We start from the raw sequence: 14,807 nt of genomic DNA, 5'->3' as shown, positions 1-14,807 counted from the left end.
CGAGTTGGCTTGAACTGCTGTCGTGGCGAACGTGCCGCTCCGTCACATCGCGGAGCGGCACGTTGGTGGACGGTCAGTTGGCGGCAGTCTCCACGGAGGGCTCTTCCGGCTTCTCGGCAACCTCGGCCGGAGGCGGCGTCTCCCGCCCCGGCAGCAACACAGCCACCACGACTGTGCCCACGCCCAGGATCACCGCCCCGATCAGGCTCGTATGGGCCACCGCGTCCGAGAACGACGCCCCCACGGCCTCCGCCATCCGATGTGCCCCCGTCGCCAAGGACGAAGCCTGCTGCTTCAGTTGGGCCGCCTCGGCCGGGTCCCCCGCCCCGGCCGCCTTCGCGGCCAGGGACTGGGCCTTCTCGCCGATGGCCTGGGCGACCGCGTAGCCCGCGCCCACGGAGTCCTGGGCCTGCGCCAGGGCGTCGGCGGGCAGGCCGCTCCCCTTCGTCGCCGACGTCAGGTGGTCGTCGTACGACGTCGCCAGCAGCGAGCCCAGGATCGCGATGCCCAGCGAGCCGCCCAGTTCCAGCGACGTGTCGTTGACCGCGCCGCCCACGCCCAGCTCGGACTCCGGGAAGGCGCCCATGATCGCGTCCGTGCAGGGGGACAGGGCGAGGCCGATGGCGAGGCCCAGGACCACCAGGGACGGGACGAAGTCGGCGTACGTCGACCCCGCGTCCACCCGCGTCAGCAGCGCGAGCGCCACCGTGCCGCCGACCATGCCCGCGCCGACCGTCCAGCGCATGCCGACGCGCGGCGTGAGGTAGCCGGTCAGGGCCGAGCCCGCGAAGACCGCGCCGGCCAGCGGCAGCATGCGGACGCCGGTCTCCAGGGCGTCGTAACCGAGGACGAACTGGAGGTGCTGGGTGAGGTAGTAGAAGGCGCCGAAGACGGCCAGGAAGAAGAGGGCGACGGCGAGGTTGGAGCCCGCGAAGCGGCGGTTCGTGAAGCGGCGTACGTCCAGCACCGGGCGCGGGTGGCGCAGCTCCCAGAGGACGAAGGCGATCAGGCCGACGCCAGCGACGACCGCCGCCGTCACCGCCTTCGCGCCCCAGCCGAAGTGCGGGCCCTCGATGATCATGTAGACCAGCGCGGCGATCCAGAGGACCGAGAGCAGGCCGCCGACGTAGTCGATGCGGTCGTGGTGGCCGGCCCTCGACGGCGGTACGAGCACCAGCGCGCCGACGATCGCCAGGGCGACGACGGGCACGTTGATCAGGAAGGTCGACGCCCAGCCGTGGTCCCGCAGCAGCGCGCCCGCGACGACCGGTCCGGCCGCGATGGCGAGGCCGGCGGTGGCGGTCCACAGGGTGATCGCCTTGACCCGCTCGGCGCGCGGGAAGGTCGCGGCGAGCAGCGAGAGCGTCGCGGGCATGATCAGCGCCGCGCCGACGCCCATGACCGCGCGGGCCGCGATGACCGTGGCCGCCGAGTCCGCGAGGTTGCCGAACACCGCGCCGCCGCCGAAGACGACGAGGCCGAGGACCAGCGCCCCACGCCGGCTGTACTTGTCGCCGATCGCGCCGAGCAGCAGCATCAGCGCCGCGTACGGGACGGTGTAGCCGTCGATGACCCACTGGAGGTCAGCGCTGGACAGCCCGAGGTCGCGGGTCATGTCGGGCGCGGCGACCGTGAGGGCGGTGTTGGCCATCACGATGATCAGCAGGCTGAGGCAGAGCACGAGCAGCGCCCACCAGCGCCGGGCGTAGGGGCGCTCCATCCTCTCGACCGGTTCGTTCATGACGAGTCGCATGGCAGCGGCTGACCTTCCTCGACAACAGGGACAACAGGTACTTGCACAGTGGCGTGCAATTGCACAACCATGTGCAATGTACGACCTTGCACAGTGCCGTGCAAGTCGAGAAGGTGTGCACAATGACTGCCATGACCACGGGTAACACCAGCCGCGCCGACACCAACCGCCGCCGCATCCTCGACGTCGCCCTCGCCGAACTGCTGCGCGACCCGGACGCCTCGATGGACCAGATCGCGCGCGCTGCCGGTGTCGTACGACGCACGGTGTACGGGCATTTCCCGAGCCGGGAGGCGCTGATCGGCACGCTCGTCGACGACGCGGTGCGGGTCCTGACGGAAGCCGACGTGTGCGCCCGCGACGACGGGGCCGGACCGGCCGAGTCGGTGGCCCGCTCGGTGCTCGCGGTGTGGGACATCGCCGACCGATACCGCCTGCTGATCGCCCTGGCCCAGCGCACGGTCACCGTCCAGGGCATCCGCGACCGCCTCGCACCCCTGCGCGAGGAGAAGACGCGGGTGCTCCAGCGCGGCCTCGACGAGGGCGTGTTCAGCACGCCGCTGCCCGCCGCCGCGCTGGCCTTCGTGCACGAGCAGCTGCTCTTCGCCGTCATGGAGTCGGTGAACGAGGGCCTGCTCGCGCCCGAGGAGGCGGGCCCCGCCGCGGCGGTCACCGCGCTCACGGCGGCGGGCGTCCCCGCGGACCGGGCGACGGAGCTGGTGGCGCGGGCGGCCCGCGGCGCCACGTGAAAGACCGGCCGCCCGGCCCCGGTTCAGGCGGGGTCGGGCGGCCGGCGGCACAAGGGCCCGCGATCGGGCCCCGCTACGGGATCACGCCTTGGCGAGTTCCTTCCCGCCCTCTTCCTCTTCCTCCGCCGGGCGCCGCTCGTCAACCCCTTCGTCCAGCAGCGTCGTCTCGTCGAAGGGCAGCTCCCCGGCGAGCACCCGCTTCACCCGGTCCGCGTCGATCTCCTTGGTCCAGGTGCCGATCAGCACGGTGGCGACGGAGTTGCCCGCGAAGTTGGTCAGCGCGCGGGCCTCGCTCATGAAGCGGTCGATGCCGACGACCAGGCCGATCCCGTCCACCAGCGCGGGCTTGTGCGACTGCAGGCCGCCCGCGAGGGTGGCGAGACCGGCGCCGCTGACACCCGCCGCGCCCTTGGAGGCCAGCAGCAGGAAGAGCAGCAGCGGGATCTGCTCGCCGAGGGACATCGGGGTGCCCAGCGCGTCCGCGATGTAGAGGGACGCCATGGTCATGTAGATCATGGTGCCGTCGAGGTTGAAGGAGTACCCGGTCGGCACGGTGATGCCCACGACCGCCTTGCTGACGCCGAGGTGCTCCAGCTTGGCGATGAGCCTCGGCAGCGCGGACTCCGAGGACGAGGTCGACAGGATCAGCAGGAACTCGCGGGCGAGGTACTTCAGCAGCAGGAAGATGTTCAGCCCGGAGACGATCCGCAGCAGCGCGCCGAGCACCACGAAGACGAACAGCACGCAGGTGACGTAGAAGCCGAACATCAGCACGGCGAGGCTCTTGAGCGCGTCCATGCCCGCGGAGCCGACCACGGCGGCGATGGCACCGAAGGCGCCGACGGGCGCGGCCCACATGACCATGGCCAGGATGCGGAAGACCAGCCGCTGGACGTGCTCGATGCCGCGCAGCACCGGCTGTCCGGCCGGGCCCATGGCCTGGAGCGCGAACCCGGCGAGCAGTGCGATCAGCAGGGTCTGCAGGACCTGGCCCTCGGTGAAGGCGGAGACGAAGGTGACCGGGATGATCGACAGCACGAAGTCGACCGGGGGCAGCGCGTCGCTGGAGACCTGGGCGTGGCCGGTCTGGCGGAGCGCGTCGGTCAGGTGCAGGCCCTCGCCGGGGTGCAGGACGTTGCCGACGACCAGGCCGATGGCGAGCGCCACCAGCGACATCACGGTGAAGTAGCCCAGCGCGATGCCGCCGACGGCGCCGACCTTGGCGGCCTTGCGCACCGAGCCGATGCCGAGCACGATCGTGCAGAAGATGATCGGCGAGATCATCATCTTGATCAGGTTCACGAACCCGGTGCCCAGCGGTTTGAGCTCGACCCCGGCGTCGGGCCAGATGAGGCCCACGGCGATGCCGAGCGCGACCGCCACGATGACGGCGATGTACAGGTAATGGGTCCGGTCCCGCTTCACGGCGGGTGCGGCGGGTGCCGGTGCGGGGGTGCTGGCGGCCACGACTGCTCTCCTTGACGTCTTCGTCGGCATGACCGGCGTGCGGCTCACGTCCGGGCGTTGCAGGGGATCGCGGAGACTATCTCCCGCCGTGTGAGGGCGGTCACCCTTCCGTTCATTTAGTTCATGCCCGAACGGACAGGCACACTGCTGGCATGCGTGCCCCCGCTCTCCCCCGACCCCGCAGCCTGGCGGGCCAGCTCTTCGCCATGCAGGCCGTGCTGATCGCGGTGGTCGTGGCCGGGTACGCGCTGTTCACCTACGTCAGCGACCAGCGCCAGGCGCACGACGCGGCGGTACGGCAGGTCACGGCGGTGGCCCGGTCGATCGCGGACGCCCCCTCGGTCCGCGCGGCGATCCGCACCCCGGACCCCTCCGCCGAGCTGGAGCCGTACGCGCTCCAGGTCATGCGGGACGCCGACGTCGACTTCGTCACGATCATGGACCCGGAGGGCATCCGCTGGACCCACCCCACGCGGGACGAGATCGGCCGGCGCTTCCTCGGCCGGATCGCGCCGGCCCGGCAGGGGCACACCTTCACCGAGACGTACACCGGCACGCTGGGCCCCTCGGTGCGCGCGGTGACCCCGGTGACGGACGGCGGCCGGGTGGTGGGGCTGGTCAGCGCAGGGATCAAGGTGGAGGCGATCAGCGCGCGGGTCCAGGACCAGGTGGCGGCGCTGCTCGGGGTGGCGGGGGCGGCGCTGCTGCTGGGCGCGGTGGGGACGTACGTCGTCAACGCGCGGCTGCGGCGGCACACCCACGGGATGAACGCGGCCGAGCTGAGCCGGATGCACGACTACCACCAGGCGGCACTGCACGCGGTGCGCGAGGGGCTGCTGATGCTGGACGGGCGGTACCGGGTGGCGCTGATCAACGACGGCGGCCGGGAACTGCTCGGGGTCGGCGCCGAGGCCGTCGGCCTCTCCGTCGCGGAGCTGGGACTGCCGGGACCGCTCACCGGGGCGCTGCTGTCGTCGGAGCCCCGGGTGGACGAGGTGCACCTGACCGCGTCCCGGGTGCTGGTGGTCAACACCTCGCCGGTGTCCGGCGGGGAGCACCGGGGCACGGTCGTCACGCTCCGGGACGTCACCGAACTCCAGTCGCTGACGGGTGAGCTGGACTCCGAGCGCGGGTTCAGCCAGGCGCTGCGGTCGCAGGCGCACGAGGCGGCGAACCGGCTGCACACCGTGGTCTCCCTGATCGAGCTGGGGCGGGCTCAGGAGGCGGTGGAGTTCGCCACGGCCGAGCTGGAGCTGGCCCAGACGCTCACCGACCAGGTGGTGGCCGCGGTCGGCGAACCGGTGCTGGCGGCGCTGCTGCTGGGCAAGACCGCGCAGGCGCACGAGCGGGGCGTGGAGCTGGTCGTCTCCCCCGACAGCCGCCTCGACGACGGCGTGCTGCCGCCGGGCCTCGCCGTACGCGACCTCGTGACCGTCCTCGGCAACCTGATCGACAACGCGGTGGACGCGGCGCAGGGCAGCCCCGGGGCGCGGGTGACGGTGACGGCGTACGCGGCCGGGGAGTCGCTGCTGCTGCGGGTGAGCGACACCGGGCCCGGCGTCGACCCGGCCCACGCGGACCTGGTGTTCCGGCGCGGCTTCACCACCAAGCCGGCGGGTCCGGGCGGCCGGGGGCTCGGGCTGGCGCTGGCCCGGCAGGCGGTTACCCGCCTCACCGGCACGCTGACGGTGGCCGAGGCGGAGGGCGGCGGCGCGGTGTTCGAGGCCCGGCTGCCGCTGGGACCGCCGACGGAGAACGAGGCCACCCGGCCGTCCGCCCCGGCGGCCGAGGCGTGCGGACGCATGACGCCGGGTCCCGCCGGGACACCGGGAGGCGGCGGATGACCTCCGAGCAGCCCCCGATCCGTGTCCTGGTCGTGGAGGACGACCCGGTGGCCGCCGACGCGCACGTCCTCTACGTCGGGCGGGTGCCGGGCTTCGTGGCCGTCGGCCAGGCCGGGACCGGGGCCGCCGCACGGCGGTTCCTGGAGCGCGCCCCGGTCGACCTCCTCCTGCTCGACCTGCACCTCCCCGACGTGCACGGCCTGCAGCTGGCCCGCTCCCTGCGCGCGGCGGGGCATCAGGCGGACGTCATAGCGGTGACCTCGGCCCGCGATCTGGCGGTGGTCCGGGAGGGCGTCTCGCTGGGCGTGGTCCAGTACGTCCTGAAGCCCTTCACCTTCGCCACCCTGCGCGACCGCCTGCTGCGCTACGCCGAGTTCCACGCGGCGGCGGGCGAGGCGAGCGGCCAGGAGGAGGTCGACCGGGCCCTGGCCGCCCTGCGCACCCCGGCCCCCGCGGCCTTGCCGAAGGGCCTGAGCGCGCCGACCCTGCAACGCGTCACGGCGGTCCTGCGCGACTCCCCGACCGGTCTGACGGCGGCGGGCGTCGCCGAATCCGTGGGCATCTCCCGCATCACGGCCCGCCGCTACCTGGAACACCTGGTGACGACCACCCGAGCGGCCCGAAGCCCCCTGTACGGCCAGGTGGGCCGCCCGGAACTGGTCTACCGCTGGCTGTCGGAGGCGGAGGGCAGGGGCCGCTGAGCCCGTAGGGACCTCGGCTCCCGTGCGCACGGGGCTGCCGAGCCCCGCCCGGCAGGACCGGTCTAGAAGACCGACTCCGCCTCGTCCATGCGGGACACCGGGACCGTCTTCAGTTCGGTGACCGCCTCGGCGAGGGGGACCATGGCGATGTCCGTGCCGCGCAGGGCGGTCATGCCGCCGAACTCGCCCCGGTGGGCGGCTTCCACGGCGTGCCAGCCGAAGCGGGTGGCGAGGACGCGGTCGTACGCGGTGGGGGTGCCGCCGCGCTGGATGTGGCCGAGGATGACCGGCCGGGCCTCCTTGCCGAGGCGGCGCTCCAGCTCGTAGGCGAGGGCGGTGCCGATGCCCTGGAAGCGCTCGTGGCCGAACTGGTCGATGTCGCCCTTGCCGTAGTCCATGGTGCCGTCGAGCGGGTGCGCGCCCTCGGCGACGCAGACGACGGCGAACTTCTTGCCGCGCGCGAACCGCTCCTCGACCATCTTCGTGAGGTCGGCCGGGTCGAAGGGGCGCTCGGGCAGGCAGATGCCGTGGGCGCCGGCGGCCATGCCGGACTCCAGGGCGATCCAGCCCGCGTGCCGGCCCATGACCTCGACGACCATCACGCGCTGGTGGGACTCGGCGGTGGTCTTGAGGCGGTCCATCGCCTCGGTGGCCACGCCCACGGCGGTGTCGAAGCCGAAGGTGCGGTCGGTGCCGGAGATGTCGTTGTCGATGGTCTTCGGCACGCCGACGACCGGCAGGCCCGCGTCGGACAGCATGCGGGCCGCCGTCAGGGTGCCCTCGCCGCCGATCGGGATCAGCGCGTCGATGCCGAACTCCTCGGCCATGTCGGTGGCCCGCTCGCAGGCCTCGCGCAGCCGGTCGCGCTCCAGGCGGGAGGAGCCGAGGATGGTGCCGCCGAGCGCCAGGATGCCGCTGACCGCGTCCAGGTCGAGGGTGCGGTAGTGGCTGTCGAGCAGCCCCCGGTAACCGTCCTCGAAGCCGATGACCTCGTCGCCGTAGTGCGCCACGGCGCGGTGCACGACCGACCGGATCACGGCGTTCAGGCCGGGGCAGTCGCCGCCTGCGGTGAGAACTCCGATGCGCATCGTGCTGTGTCTCCTGCTCGCTGTGGGTACCGGTGAGCCGCTCCGATTCTTTCACGGCCGCCGAACAGGCGACGACCACCACCTGCTCACGGCCGCGAACCCGCCCCGACCAGCACGGACGTGGCCCCACCGAGCTGACGGGCGCCTTATCCAGCCCCGCAGGTATTGTCAAGAGGGTTCCGCTCACCTCGGGTGGGCGATTTCTGTGAAGCGTGCGGCGGCGCCACGATTCGGGCGGACGGCGCACGAGCGAGGATCGGAGAGCACGCGTGACACGCAGCGTGTACGTGACCGGGATCGACCGGGGAGACGGCCGCCAGGTCGTCGACCTGGGCGTCATGGAGCTGCTGACCCGGCAGGTGGACCGGGTCGGGGTGTTCCGCCCCCTGGTGCACGACGGGCCCGACCGCCTCTTCGAGCTGCTGCGGTCCCGCTACCGCCTGAGCCAGGACCCCGCCACCGTCTACGGCATGGGTTACCAGGAGGCGTCCACGCTCCAGGCCGAGCGCGGGACCGACGAACTCGTCTCCGCCCTGGTCGACCGCTTCCACCTCGTCGCCCGCGAGTACGACGTGGTTCTCGTCCTCGGCACCGATTTCGCCGACACCCAGCTTCCCGACGAGCTGGCCCTCAACGCCCGCCTCGCCAACGAGTTCGGCGCGTCCGTGATCCCGGTGGTCGGCGCCCGCAAGCAGTCCGCCGAGTCGGTGCTGGCCGAGACGCGCAACGCCTACCGCGCCTACGCCGGTCTCGGCTGCGACGTCCTCGCCATGGTCGCCAACCGGGCCGCCCGCGAGGACCGCGACGAGATCGCCGGCCGGCTCGCCGACCGCCTGCCGGTCCCCTGCTACGTCCTGCCCGACGAGCCCGCCCTCTCCGCGCCGACCGTCTCGCAGATCGGGCACGCCCTCGGCGCCAAGGTGCTGCTCGGCGACGACTCGGGCCTCGCCCGCGACGCGCTGGACTTCGTCTTCGGCGGCGCGATGCTGCCCAACTTCCTCGCCGCGCTGACCCCCGGCTGCCTGGTCGTGACCCCGGGCGACCGCGCCGACCTGGTCGTCGGCTCGCTGGCCGCGCACAGCGCCGGCACCCCGCCCATCGCCGGTGTGCTGCTCACGCTGAACGAGGTGCCGAGCGAGGAGATCCTCACCCTCGCCGCCCGCCTCGCCCCCGGCACCCCGGTGCTCTCGGTGGCCGGCACCAGCTTCCCCACCGCCGGGCAGCTGTTCTCGCTGGAGGGCCGGATGACGGCCGCCACCCCGCGCAAGGCGGAGACCGCCCTCGGCCTGTTCGAGCGGTACGTGGACACCGCGGACCTGGCCCGCCGGGTCTCCGCGCCCAGTGGCGGCCGGGTCACCCCGATGATGTTCGAGCACAAGCTGCTGGAGCAGGCCCGCTCCGACAAGCGCCGGGTCGTGCTGCCCGAGGGCACCGAGGAGCGCGTGCTGCACGCGGCGGAGGTGCTGCTGCGCCGGGGCGTGTGCGACCTCACCCTGCTCGGCCCGGTGGACCAGATCCGCAAGAAGGCCGCCGACCTCGGCATCGACCTGGCCGACTGCCAGTTGATCGACCCGGCCACCTCCGAGCTGCGCGACTCCTTCGCGGAGAAGTACGCGGCCCTGCGCGCCCACAAGGGCGTCACGGTGGAGCTGGCCTACGACGTGGTCTCCGACGTCAACTACTTCGGCACCCTGATGGTGCAGGAGGGCCTGGCCGACGGCATGGTCTCCGGCTCGGTGCACTCCACCGCGGCCACCATCCGCCCGGCCTTCGAGATCATCAAGACCAAGCCGGACTCGGCGATCGTCTCCTCGGTGTTCTTCATGTGCCTGGCCGACAAGGTGCTGGTCTACGGCGACTGCGCGGTGAACCCGGACCCGAACGCCGAGCAGCTCGCGGACATCGCGGTGGAGTCGGCGGCGACGGCGGCGCAGTTCGGCGTGGAGCCGAGGATCGCCATGCTGTCGTACTCGACGGGCACCTCCGGCTCGGGCGCCGACGTGGACAAGGTGCGCGAGGCCACCGAGCTGGCCCGCGAGCAGCGGCCCGACCTGAAGATCGAGGGGCCGATCCAGTACGACGCGGCCGTGGACGCCGCCGTGGCCGCGACCAAGCTGCCCGGTTCGGAGGTCGCGGGCCAGGCCAGCGTGCTGATCTTCCCGGACCTCAACACGGGCAACAACACCTACAAGGCCGTCCAGCGCTCGGCCGGCGCGATCGCGGTCGGACCAGTCCTGCAGGGCCTGCGCAAGCCGGTCAACGACCTCTCGCGCGGCGCCCTGGTGCAGGACATCGTCACCACCGTCGCCATCACCGCCATCCAGGCGCAGGCGCCGACCGGAAAGGCTCCCCAGCAGTGACCGCCACCCGTGTACTCGTCCTCAACTCCGGCTCGTCCTCGCTGAAGTACCAGCTCCTGGACATGCGGGACAGCAGCCGCCTGGCGGTGGGACTGGTGGAGCGCATCGGCGAGCAGACCTCGCGGCTGCGCCACACCCCGCTGTCCACCGGCGAGAGCCGCGAGCAGAACGGGCCGATCGCCGACCACGAGACCGCGCTGAAGGCGGTCGCCGAGGAGCTGGCCCGCGACGGCCTCGGCCTGGACTCGCCGGAACTGGCCGCCATCGGGCACCGGGTGGTGCACGGCGGCATGTTCTTCACCGAGCCGACCGTGATCGACGACTCGGTGCTCACCGAGATCGAGCGCCTGATCCCGGTGGCCCCGCTGCACAACCCGGCCAACCTGACGGGCATCCGTACCGCCATGGCGCTGCGCCCCGACCTGCCCCAGGTCGCCGTCTTCGACACCGCGTTCCACACGTCGATGCCGGAGTCGGCCGCGCGCTACGCGATCGACCCGAAGCTCGCCGACCGGTACCGCATCCGCCGCTACGGCTTCCACGGCACCTCGCACGCCTACGTCTCGCGGGAGACCGCGCGGCTGCTGGGCAAGGAGCCGGAGGACGTGAACGTGATCGTGCTGCACCTGGGCAACGGCGCCTCCGCCTCGGCGGTGGAGCGGGGCCGGTGCGTGGACACCTCCATGGGGCTGACCCCGCTGGAGGGGCTGGTGATGGGCACCCGGTCCGGAGATCTGGACCCGGCGGTCATCTTCCATTTGGCCCGTGTCGGGGATATGTCCATGGACGAGATCGACACTGTTCTCAACAAGAGGAGCGGTCTGTTCGGTCTGTGCGGGGACAATGACATGCGGGAGATCCGGCGCCGGGTGGACGAGGGCGACGAAGCGGCGGCTCTCGCCTTCGACATTTACATTCATCGCATCAAGAAGTACATCGGCGCCTATTACGCCGTACTCGGCCATGTGGACGCGGTCGCGTTCACGGCCGGGGTCGGGGAGAACGCGGCGGCGGTGCGTTCGGCGGCGGTCGCGGGCCTGACGGGCCTGGGCCTGGCCGTGGACGAGGAGCTGAACGCCGTACGGAGTGGCGAGGCACGGCTGATCTCGCCCGGTGACGCGCGGGTGGCCGTCGCCGTGGTGCCGACCGACGAGGAACTGGAGATCGCCACGCAGACCTATGCGCTGGTCGGAAAGAAGAGCTGAGCATTACACCGCAGTAACACGCCTGAGCGCCTGTCCGCCCATTTGTATCGTCTCTATCTTCCGCCGGCCGGAATATTCCGCGGTGAAACAAACCGATAGGATCACCTCATGCGCCGTTCGAAAATCGTCTGCACTCTCGGCCCCGCGGTCGACTCCCACGACAAGCTTGTCGCCATGATCGAGGCGGGCATGAATGTGGCCCGCTTCAACTTCAGTCACGGCACCCACGCCGAGCACCAGGCGCGGTACGACCGCGTCCGGGACGCCGCCAAGGAGACCGGGCGCGCCATCGGCGTCCTGGCCGACCTCCAGGGCCCGAAGATCCGTCTGGAGACCTTCGCCGAGGGTCCGGTGGAGCTGGAGCGCGGCGACGAGTTCGTCATCACGACCGAGGATGTGCCGGGCGACAAGCACATCTGCGGTACGACGTACAAGGGCCTGCCGGGCGACGTCTCGCGCGGCGACCAGGTCCTGATCAACGACGGCAACGTCGAGCTGAAGGTCGTGGACGTCGAGGGTCCGCGGGTGAAGACGATCGTCATCGAGGGCGGTGTCGTCTCCGACCACAAGGGCATCAACCTGCCCGGCGCGGCCGTCAACGTGCCCGCGCTGTCCGAGAAGGACGTCGAGGACCTGCGCTTCGCCCTGCGCATGGGCTGCGACATGGTCGCCCTGTCCTTCGTCCGCGACGCCAAGGACGTCCAGGACGTCCACAAGGTGATGGACGAGGAGGGCCGCCGGGTCCCGGTGATCGCCAAGGTGGAGAAGCCGCAGGCGGTCGAGAACATGGAGGACGTCGTGATGGCGTTCGACGGTGTGATGGTCGCCCGTGGCGACCTCGCCGTCGAGTACCCGCTCGAGAAGGTCCCCATGGTGCAGAAGCGCCTGATCGAGCTGTGCCGGCGCAACGCCAAGCCGGTGATCGTGGCGACCCAGATGATGGAGTCGATGATCACCAACTCCCGGCCGACCCGCGCCGAGGCGTCCGACGTGGCCAACGCGATCCTGGACGGCGCGGACGCGGTCATGCTGTCGGCCGAGTCCAGCGTGGGCGCGTACCCCGTCGAGACCGTGAAGACGATGTCGAAGATCGTCAAGGCGGCCGAGGAGGAGCTGCTCTCCAAGGGGCTCCAGCCGCTGGTGCCGGGCAAGAAGCCGCGTACGCAGGGTGGTTCGGTGGCCCGCGCGGCCGCGGAGATCGCCGACTTCCTCGGCGGCAAGGGGCTCATCGCCTTCACCAAGTCCGGTGACACCGCCCGCCGTCTGTCCCGCTACCGCGCGGCCCAGCCGATCCTGGCGTTCACCACGGACGAGGGCACCCGCAACCAGCTCACCCTGAGCTGGGGCGTGGAGTCGCACGTGGTGCCGTTCGTGAACACCACGGACGAGATGGTCGACATGGTCGACCAGGAGCTGGCCAAGCTCGGCCGCTTCAACGACGGCGACACGGTCGTCATCACCGCGGGCTCGCCCCCCGGCGTCCCCGGCACCACCAACATGGTCCGGGTGCACCACGTGGGCGGCGGCGACCGCGACTGACGTTCCCCGGAACACGACCGTGGCCCGGTCCCCCTCGGCTGGAGGGGGACCGGGCCACGGTCGTGTTCGACTCCCGGAGGGTCCGGTGGTTCCGGCTCAGTCGATGTACTGGTGGAGCCGGGGGATGGTCAGCGTGCCGCCGAACTGGCCGGCCTGGCGGACCGTCACGTCGGTGAAGTAGATCTCGGGGAGGTTGAGCGGCGGCGGGCTGTCCGGGGTGAAGGTCAGCGGGATCAGGCCGAGCAGCTTGCCCGAGATGCTCTCGGTGTACATCACCGTCTCGCCGCCGGTGATCGTGGACTTCGTGCCTTTGCCGGCCTGTACGTGGTACGTCTTGCCGGTGGCCTTGTCCTTGACCGTCTGGTGCAGGTCCCCGATCTCGGTGCCGTCGGAGATGACGTACTTCAGCACCTTCTTGGTCTTGCCGCTCGCGGTCCGCACCTCGACGATGCCCTTGTAGTCGGCGCCCTTGAGCAGCAGGGAGCTGGCGTTGAGGTACCACGGGTCGTCGGGCAGCAGCTGCTTGTTGTCGACCCCGCCGACGGCGTCGGTGGCCTTCTCGCAGTCCTCCGCGTCCTTGGAGGCACTGGCGGAGGGGCTGGGCGTGGCGGACTTGGAGGCGGACTCCTCGGGCTCCTGCCCGGCCTTCTCCGTCTCCTGACCCGTACCGGGTGCGGGCGTGTCCGCGGTCTTGGCCGCGGCCCCGGCCGCCGCCTCCCGCTTCTGCCCCGCGGAGGCGGAGGCCGAGGGCGTCCCGGAAGCGGACGGCGTGGCGGAGGCGGAAGCGGAGGGGGTCGGACTCGCGGACGGCGAGGCGGACTTGCTCCCGCCGTTCAGCACGTCGCCGATCGTGTCCCCGATCGTCCCCAGCAGGCCGCCTCCGGCCTCCTTCGAGCCGCCGTCGGCCGGGGCCGAGCCGGCCGGGTCCGAGGGCTTGGCGGAGGACGTGGGCGCGGGCGCGGAGGCGCCGGGCTCGGGGGACTTCCCGCCGTCGGAACCTGAATCCGACGATGAGGTCCCGCCCGCCTTGCCGGCGGACGCCTTGCCGTCCTTGCCCGCGTCGCTCGCGGAGCCGTCGTCCTTGGCGGCGCCGGTGTCGCTCGCGGACGGGGAGGGGGTGGCGGAGGCGTCGTCCTGGTCGCCGCCGAGGGCGTCGACGCAGTCCTTGTACTCGTCCGCCAGCTTCGAGTTGGGGGGCTGGTCACGGGCGACGGCCAGCGTGGGCGTGAATCCCATGCCCATGAGCACGGCCGTCGGCATGGCCGCCATGGCTATCGCCTTGCCGGCGGGCAGGTGCAGCCGGGTCATCAGCGGTTTGCGGTGGGCGGCGTGGCGGGGGCCGGTTCTGTCCTGCTCCGGTTCCGCCGCCGCGCTCTGGCCGCGGGCCTCGTCAGCCGACACGGTACCCCCCGTTGGAGTCGTCGGTCCGGGCGGCCTCTGCGGGCGCGCCCTCGGACAGCGGGGCGTCGACGCCGCCCTCGCGCGGAGCCGGTACGTACCCCGTGGCCGTGTCGGCCGGGGCGGTCCCGGGCTCGGGGGCCGTCTTGGCCGGAGCCCAGGCGATGGACAGCGCGCCGCCGAGCATGGCCAGCACGAAGCCCACGATGAAGCCGCCGATGTTGGAGACCACCAGGGAAACCAGCGCCAGCAGGATCGCGGCGACGCCCGCGAAGATGCGGGTGGCCTGCTGGAACCACATGGTCAGGCCAAGGGTGACCAGGAGGAGCCCGATTATCAGCGAACCCGCGCCGGCGGTCGTCGCCATGGAGACCGCCATGGTGCCCAGCTTGAGCGTGGCGTAGGGGAAGTAGGCGATCGGCAGTCCGCCGAGCAAGGTGAACAGACCCGCCCAGAACGGCCGGCCGCCCCGCCAGTCACGGAATCGCAGGCGCAGTCGGGTGAAAGTCCCGACGCTCTGGACCGGAGTCTCGGCACTCATGGAAAACAGCTCCCTGGGTCCGGTGGTAGTTCATACCGGCTAGGCCGTATGCGTGGAGAAGCCGGAAGGTCTGAGTCTGGGGAGAGGCGGCCCGGTGCACGGCACCGGACCGGGACGGCGGCCCGGGACGCAGGGCGGGGAAGCTCGCGCTCCCCCGCCCTG

Annotated in this window: 11 protein-coding genes; 6 read left to right on the top strand and 5 right to left on the bottom strand. The window is 71.8% G+C overall.

Annotated features, from left to right (window positions below):
* Positions 1–73: 73 nt before the first annotated feature.
* Entirely contained in the window at positions 74–1,753 is a 1,680-nt protein-coding gene (locus ABZ898_RS02015) for an MFS transporter (RefSeq protein WP_361651793.1), read from the bottom strand.
* A 131-nt stretch (positions 1,754–1,884) separates the two neighbouring features.
* Between ABZ898_RS02015 and ABZ898_RS02010 the strand changes: the two genes are divergently transcribed.
* On the top strand, positions 1,885–2,502 hold the full coding sequence (locus tag ABZ898_RS02010) for a TetR/AcrR family transcriptional regulator (protein WP_361651791.1): 618 nt from the start codon (positions 1,885–1,887) through the stop codon (positions 2,500–2,502).
* 81 nt (positions 2,503–2,583) lie between these two features.
* Here ABZ898_RS02010 and ABZ898_RS02005 read toward each other — a convergent pair whose 3' ends face one another.
* Positions 2,584–3,999: a cation:dicarboxylase symporter family transporter gene (locus ABZ898_RS02005; RefSeq protein ID WP_361652273.1), complete on the bottom strand. Its 1,416-nt coding sequence runs from the start codon at positions 3,997–3,999 to the stop codon at positions 2,584–2,586.
* Between the two features lie 122 nt (positions 4,000–4,121).
* Between ABZ898_RS02005 and ABZ898_RS02000 the strand changes: the two genes are divergently transcribed.
* Both ABZ898_RS02000 and ABZ898_RS01995 read left to right on the top strand, forming a co-directional pair.
* Entirely contained in the window at positions 4,122–5,813 is a 1,692-nt protein-coding gene (locus ABZ898_RS02000; RefSeq protein ID WP_361651790.1) for a sensor histidine kinase, read from the top strand.
* On the top strand, positions 5,810–6,514 hold the full coding sequence (locus ABZ898_RS01995; protein ID WP_361651789.1) for a response regulator: 705 nt from the start codon (positions 5,810–5,812) through the stop codon (positions 6,512–6,514). Before ABZ898_RS02000 ends, ABZ898_RS01995 begins: the two co-directional genes overlap by 4 nt.
* Before the next feature lie 62 nt (positions 6,515–6,576).
* Here ABZ898_RS01995 and ABZ898_RS01990 read toward each other — a convergent pair whose 3' ends face one another.
* The gene (locus ABZ898_RS01990; RefSeq protein ID WP_361651787.1) at positions 6,577–7,602 is read right to left on the bottom strand and encodes an ATP-dependent 6-phosphofructokinase; all 1,026 of its coding nucleotides are present in this window, start codon (positions 7,600–7,602) and stop codon (positions 6,577–6,579) included.
* Between the two features lie 269 nt (positions 7,603–7,871).
* Here ABZ898_RS01990 and pta point away from each other — a divergent pair, with 269 nt between their 5' ends.
* The 3 genes from pta to pyk all read left to right on the top strand — a co-directional run bounded on the left by pta (position 7,872) and on the right by pyk (position 12,706).
* Positions 7,872–9,962: a phosphate acetyltransferase gene (gene pta, locus ABZ898_RS01985; RefSeq protein WP_361651785.1), complete on the top strand. Its 2,091-nt coding sequence runs from the start codon at positions 7,872–7,874 to the stop codon at positions 9,960–9,962.
* Positions 9,959–11,167: an acetate kinase gene (locus ABZ898_RS01980; RefSeq protein WP_361651783.1), complete on the top strand. Its 1,209-nt coding sequence runs from the start codon at positions 9,959–9,961 to the stop codon at positions 11,165–11,167. Before pta ends, ABZ898_RS01980 begins: the two co-directional genes overlap by 4 nt.
* A 108-nt stretch (positions 11,168–11,275) precedes the next feature.
* Complete coding sequence (gene pyk, locus ABZ898_RS01975) at positions 11,276–12,706, top strand: pyruvate kinase (protein WP_361651781.1); 1,431 nt, start codon at positions 11,276–11,278, stop codon at positions 12,704–12,706.
* A gap of 96 nt (positions 12,707–12,802) precedes the next feature.
* Here pyk and ABZ898_RS01970 read toward each other — a convergent pair whose 3' ends face one another.
* The gene (locus ABZ898_RS01970) at positions 12,803–14,107 is read right to left on the bottom strand and encodes a hypothetical protein (protein ID WP_361651779.1); all 1,305 of its coding nucleotides are present in this window, start codon (positions 14,105–14,107) and stop codon (positions 12,803–12,805) included.
* The gene (locus ABZ898_RS01965; protein ID WP_361651777.1) at positions 14,097–14,645 is read right to left on the bottom strand and encodes a DUF6114 domain-containing protein; all 549 of its coding nucleotides are present in this window, start codon (positions 14,643–14,645) and stop codon (positions 14,097–14,099) included. The genes ABZ898_RS01970 and ABZ898_RS01965 overlap by 11 nt, the downstream gene beginning before the upstream one ends.
* Positions 14,646–14,807: the final 162 nt, after the last annotated feature.

It is taken from the genome of Streptomyces sp. NPDC046860, from assembly GCF_040645115.1.
GTDB lineage: Bacteria > Actinomycetota > Actinomycetes > Streptomycetales > Streptomycetaceae > Streptomyces.
Note: the sequence above shows the minus strand (reverse complement) of the source record. Positions and strands in the feature narration are given on the sequence as shown.

Excerpts from the sequence above, each read along its gene's own strand:
- pyk (WP_361651781.1), top strand. The coding sequence starts at position 11,276 with ATGCGCCGTTCGAAAATCGTCTGCACTCTCGGCCCCGCGGTCGACTCC.
- ABZ898_RS01965 (WP_361651777.1), bottom strand. The coding sequence starts at position 14,645 with ATGAGTGCCGAGACTCCGGTCCAGAGCGTCGGGACTTTCACCCGACTG.
- ABZ898_RS02010 (WP_361651791.1), top strand. The coding sequence starts at position 1,885 with ATGACCACGGGTAACACCAGCCGCGCCGACACCAACCGCCGCCGCATC.
- ABZ898_RS01990 (WP_361651787.1), bottom strand. The coding sequence starts at position 7,602 with ATGCGCATCGGAGTTCTCACCGCAGGCGGCGACTGCCCCGGCCTGAAC.
- ABZ898_RS02015 (WP_361651793.1), bottom strand. The coding sequence starts at position 1,753 with ATGCGACTCGTCATGAACGAACCGGTCGAGAGGATGGAGCGCCCCTAC.
- ABZ898_RS02000 (WP_361651790.1), top strand. The coding sequence starts at position 4,122 with ATGCGTGCCCCCGCTCTCCCCCGACCCCGCAGCCTGGCGGGCCAGCTC.
- ABZ898_RS02005 (WP_361652273.1), bottom strand. The coding sequence starts at position 3,999 with ATGCCGACGAAGACGTCAAGGAGAGCAGTCGTGGCCGCCAGCACCCCC.
- ABZ898_RS01995 (WP_361651789.1), top strand. The coding sequence starts at position 5,810 with ATGACCTCCGAGCAGCCCCCGATCCGTGTCCTGGTCGTGGAGGACGAC.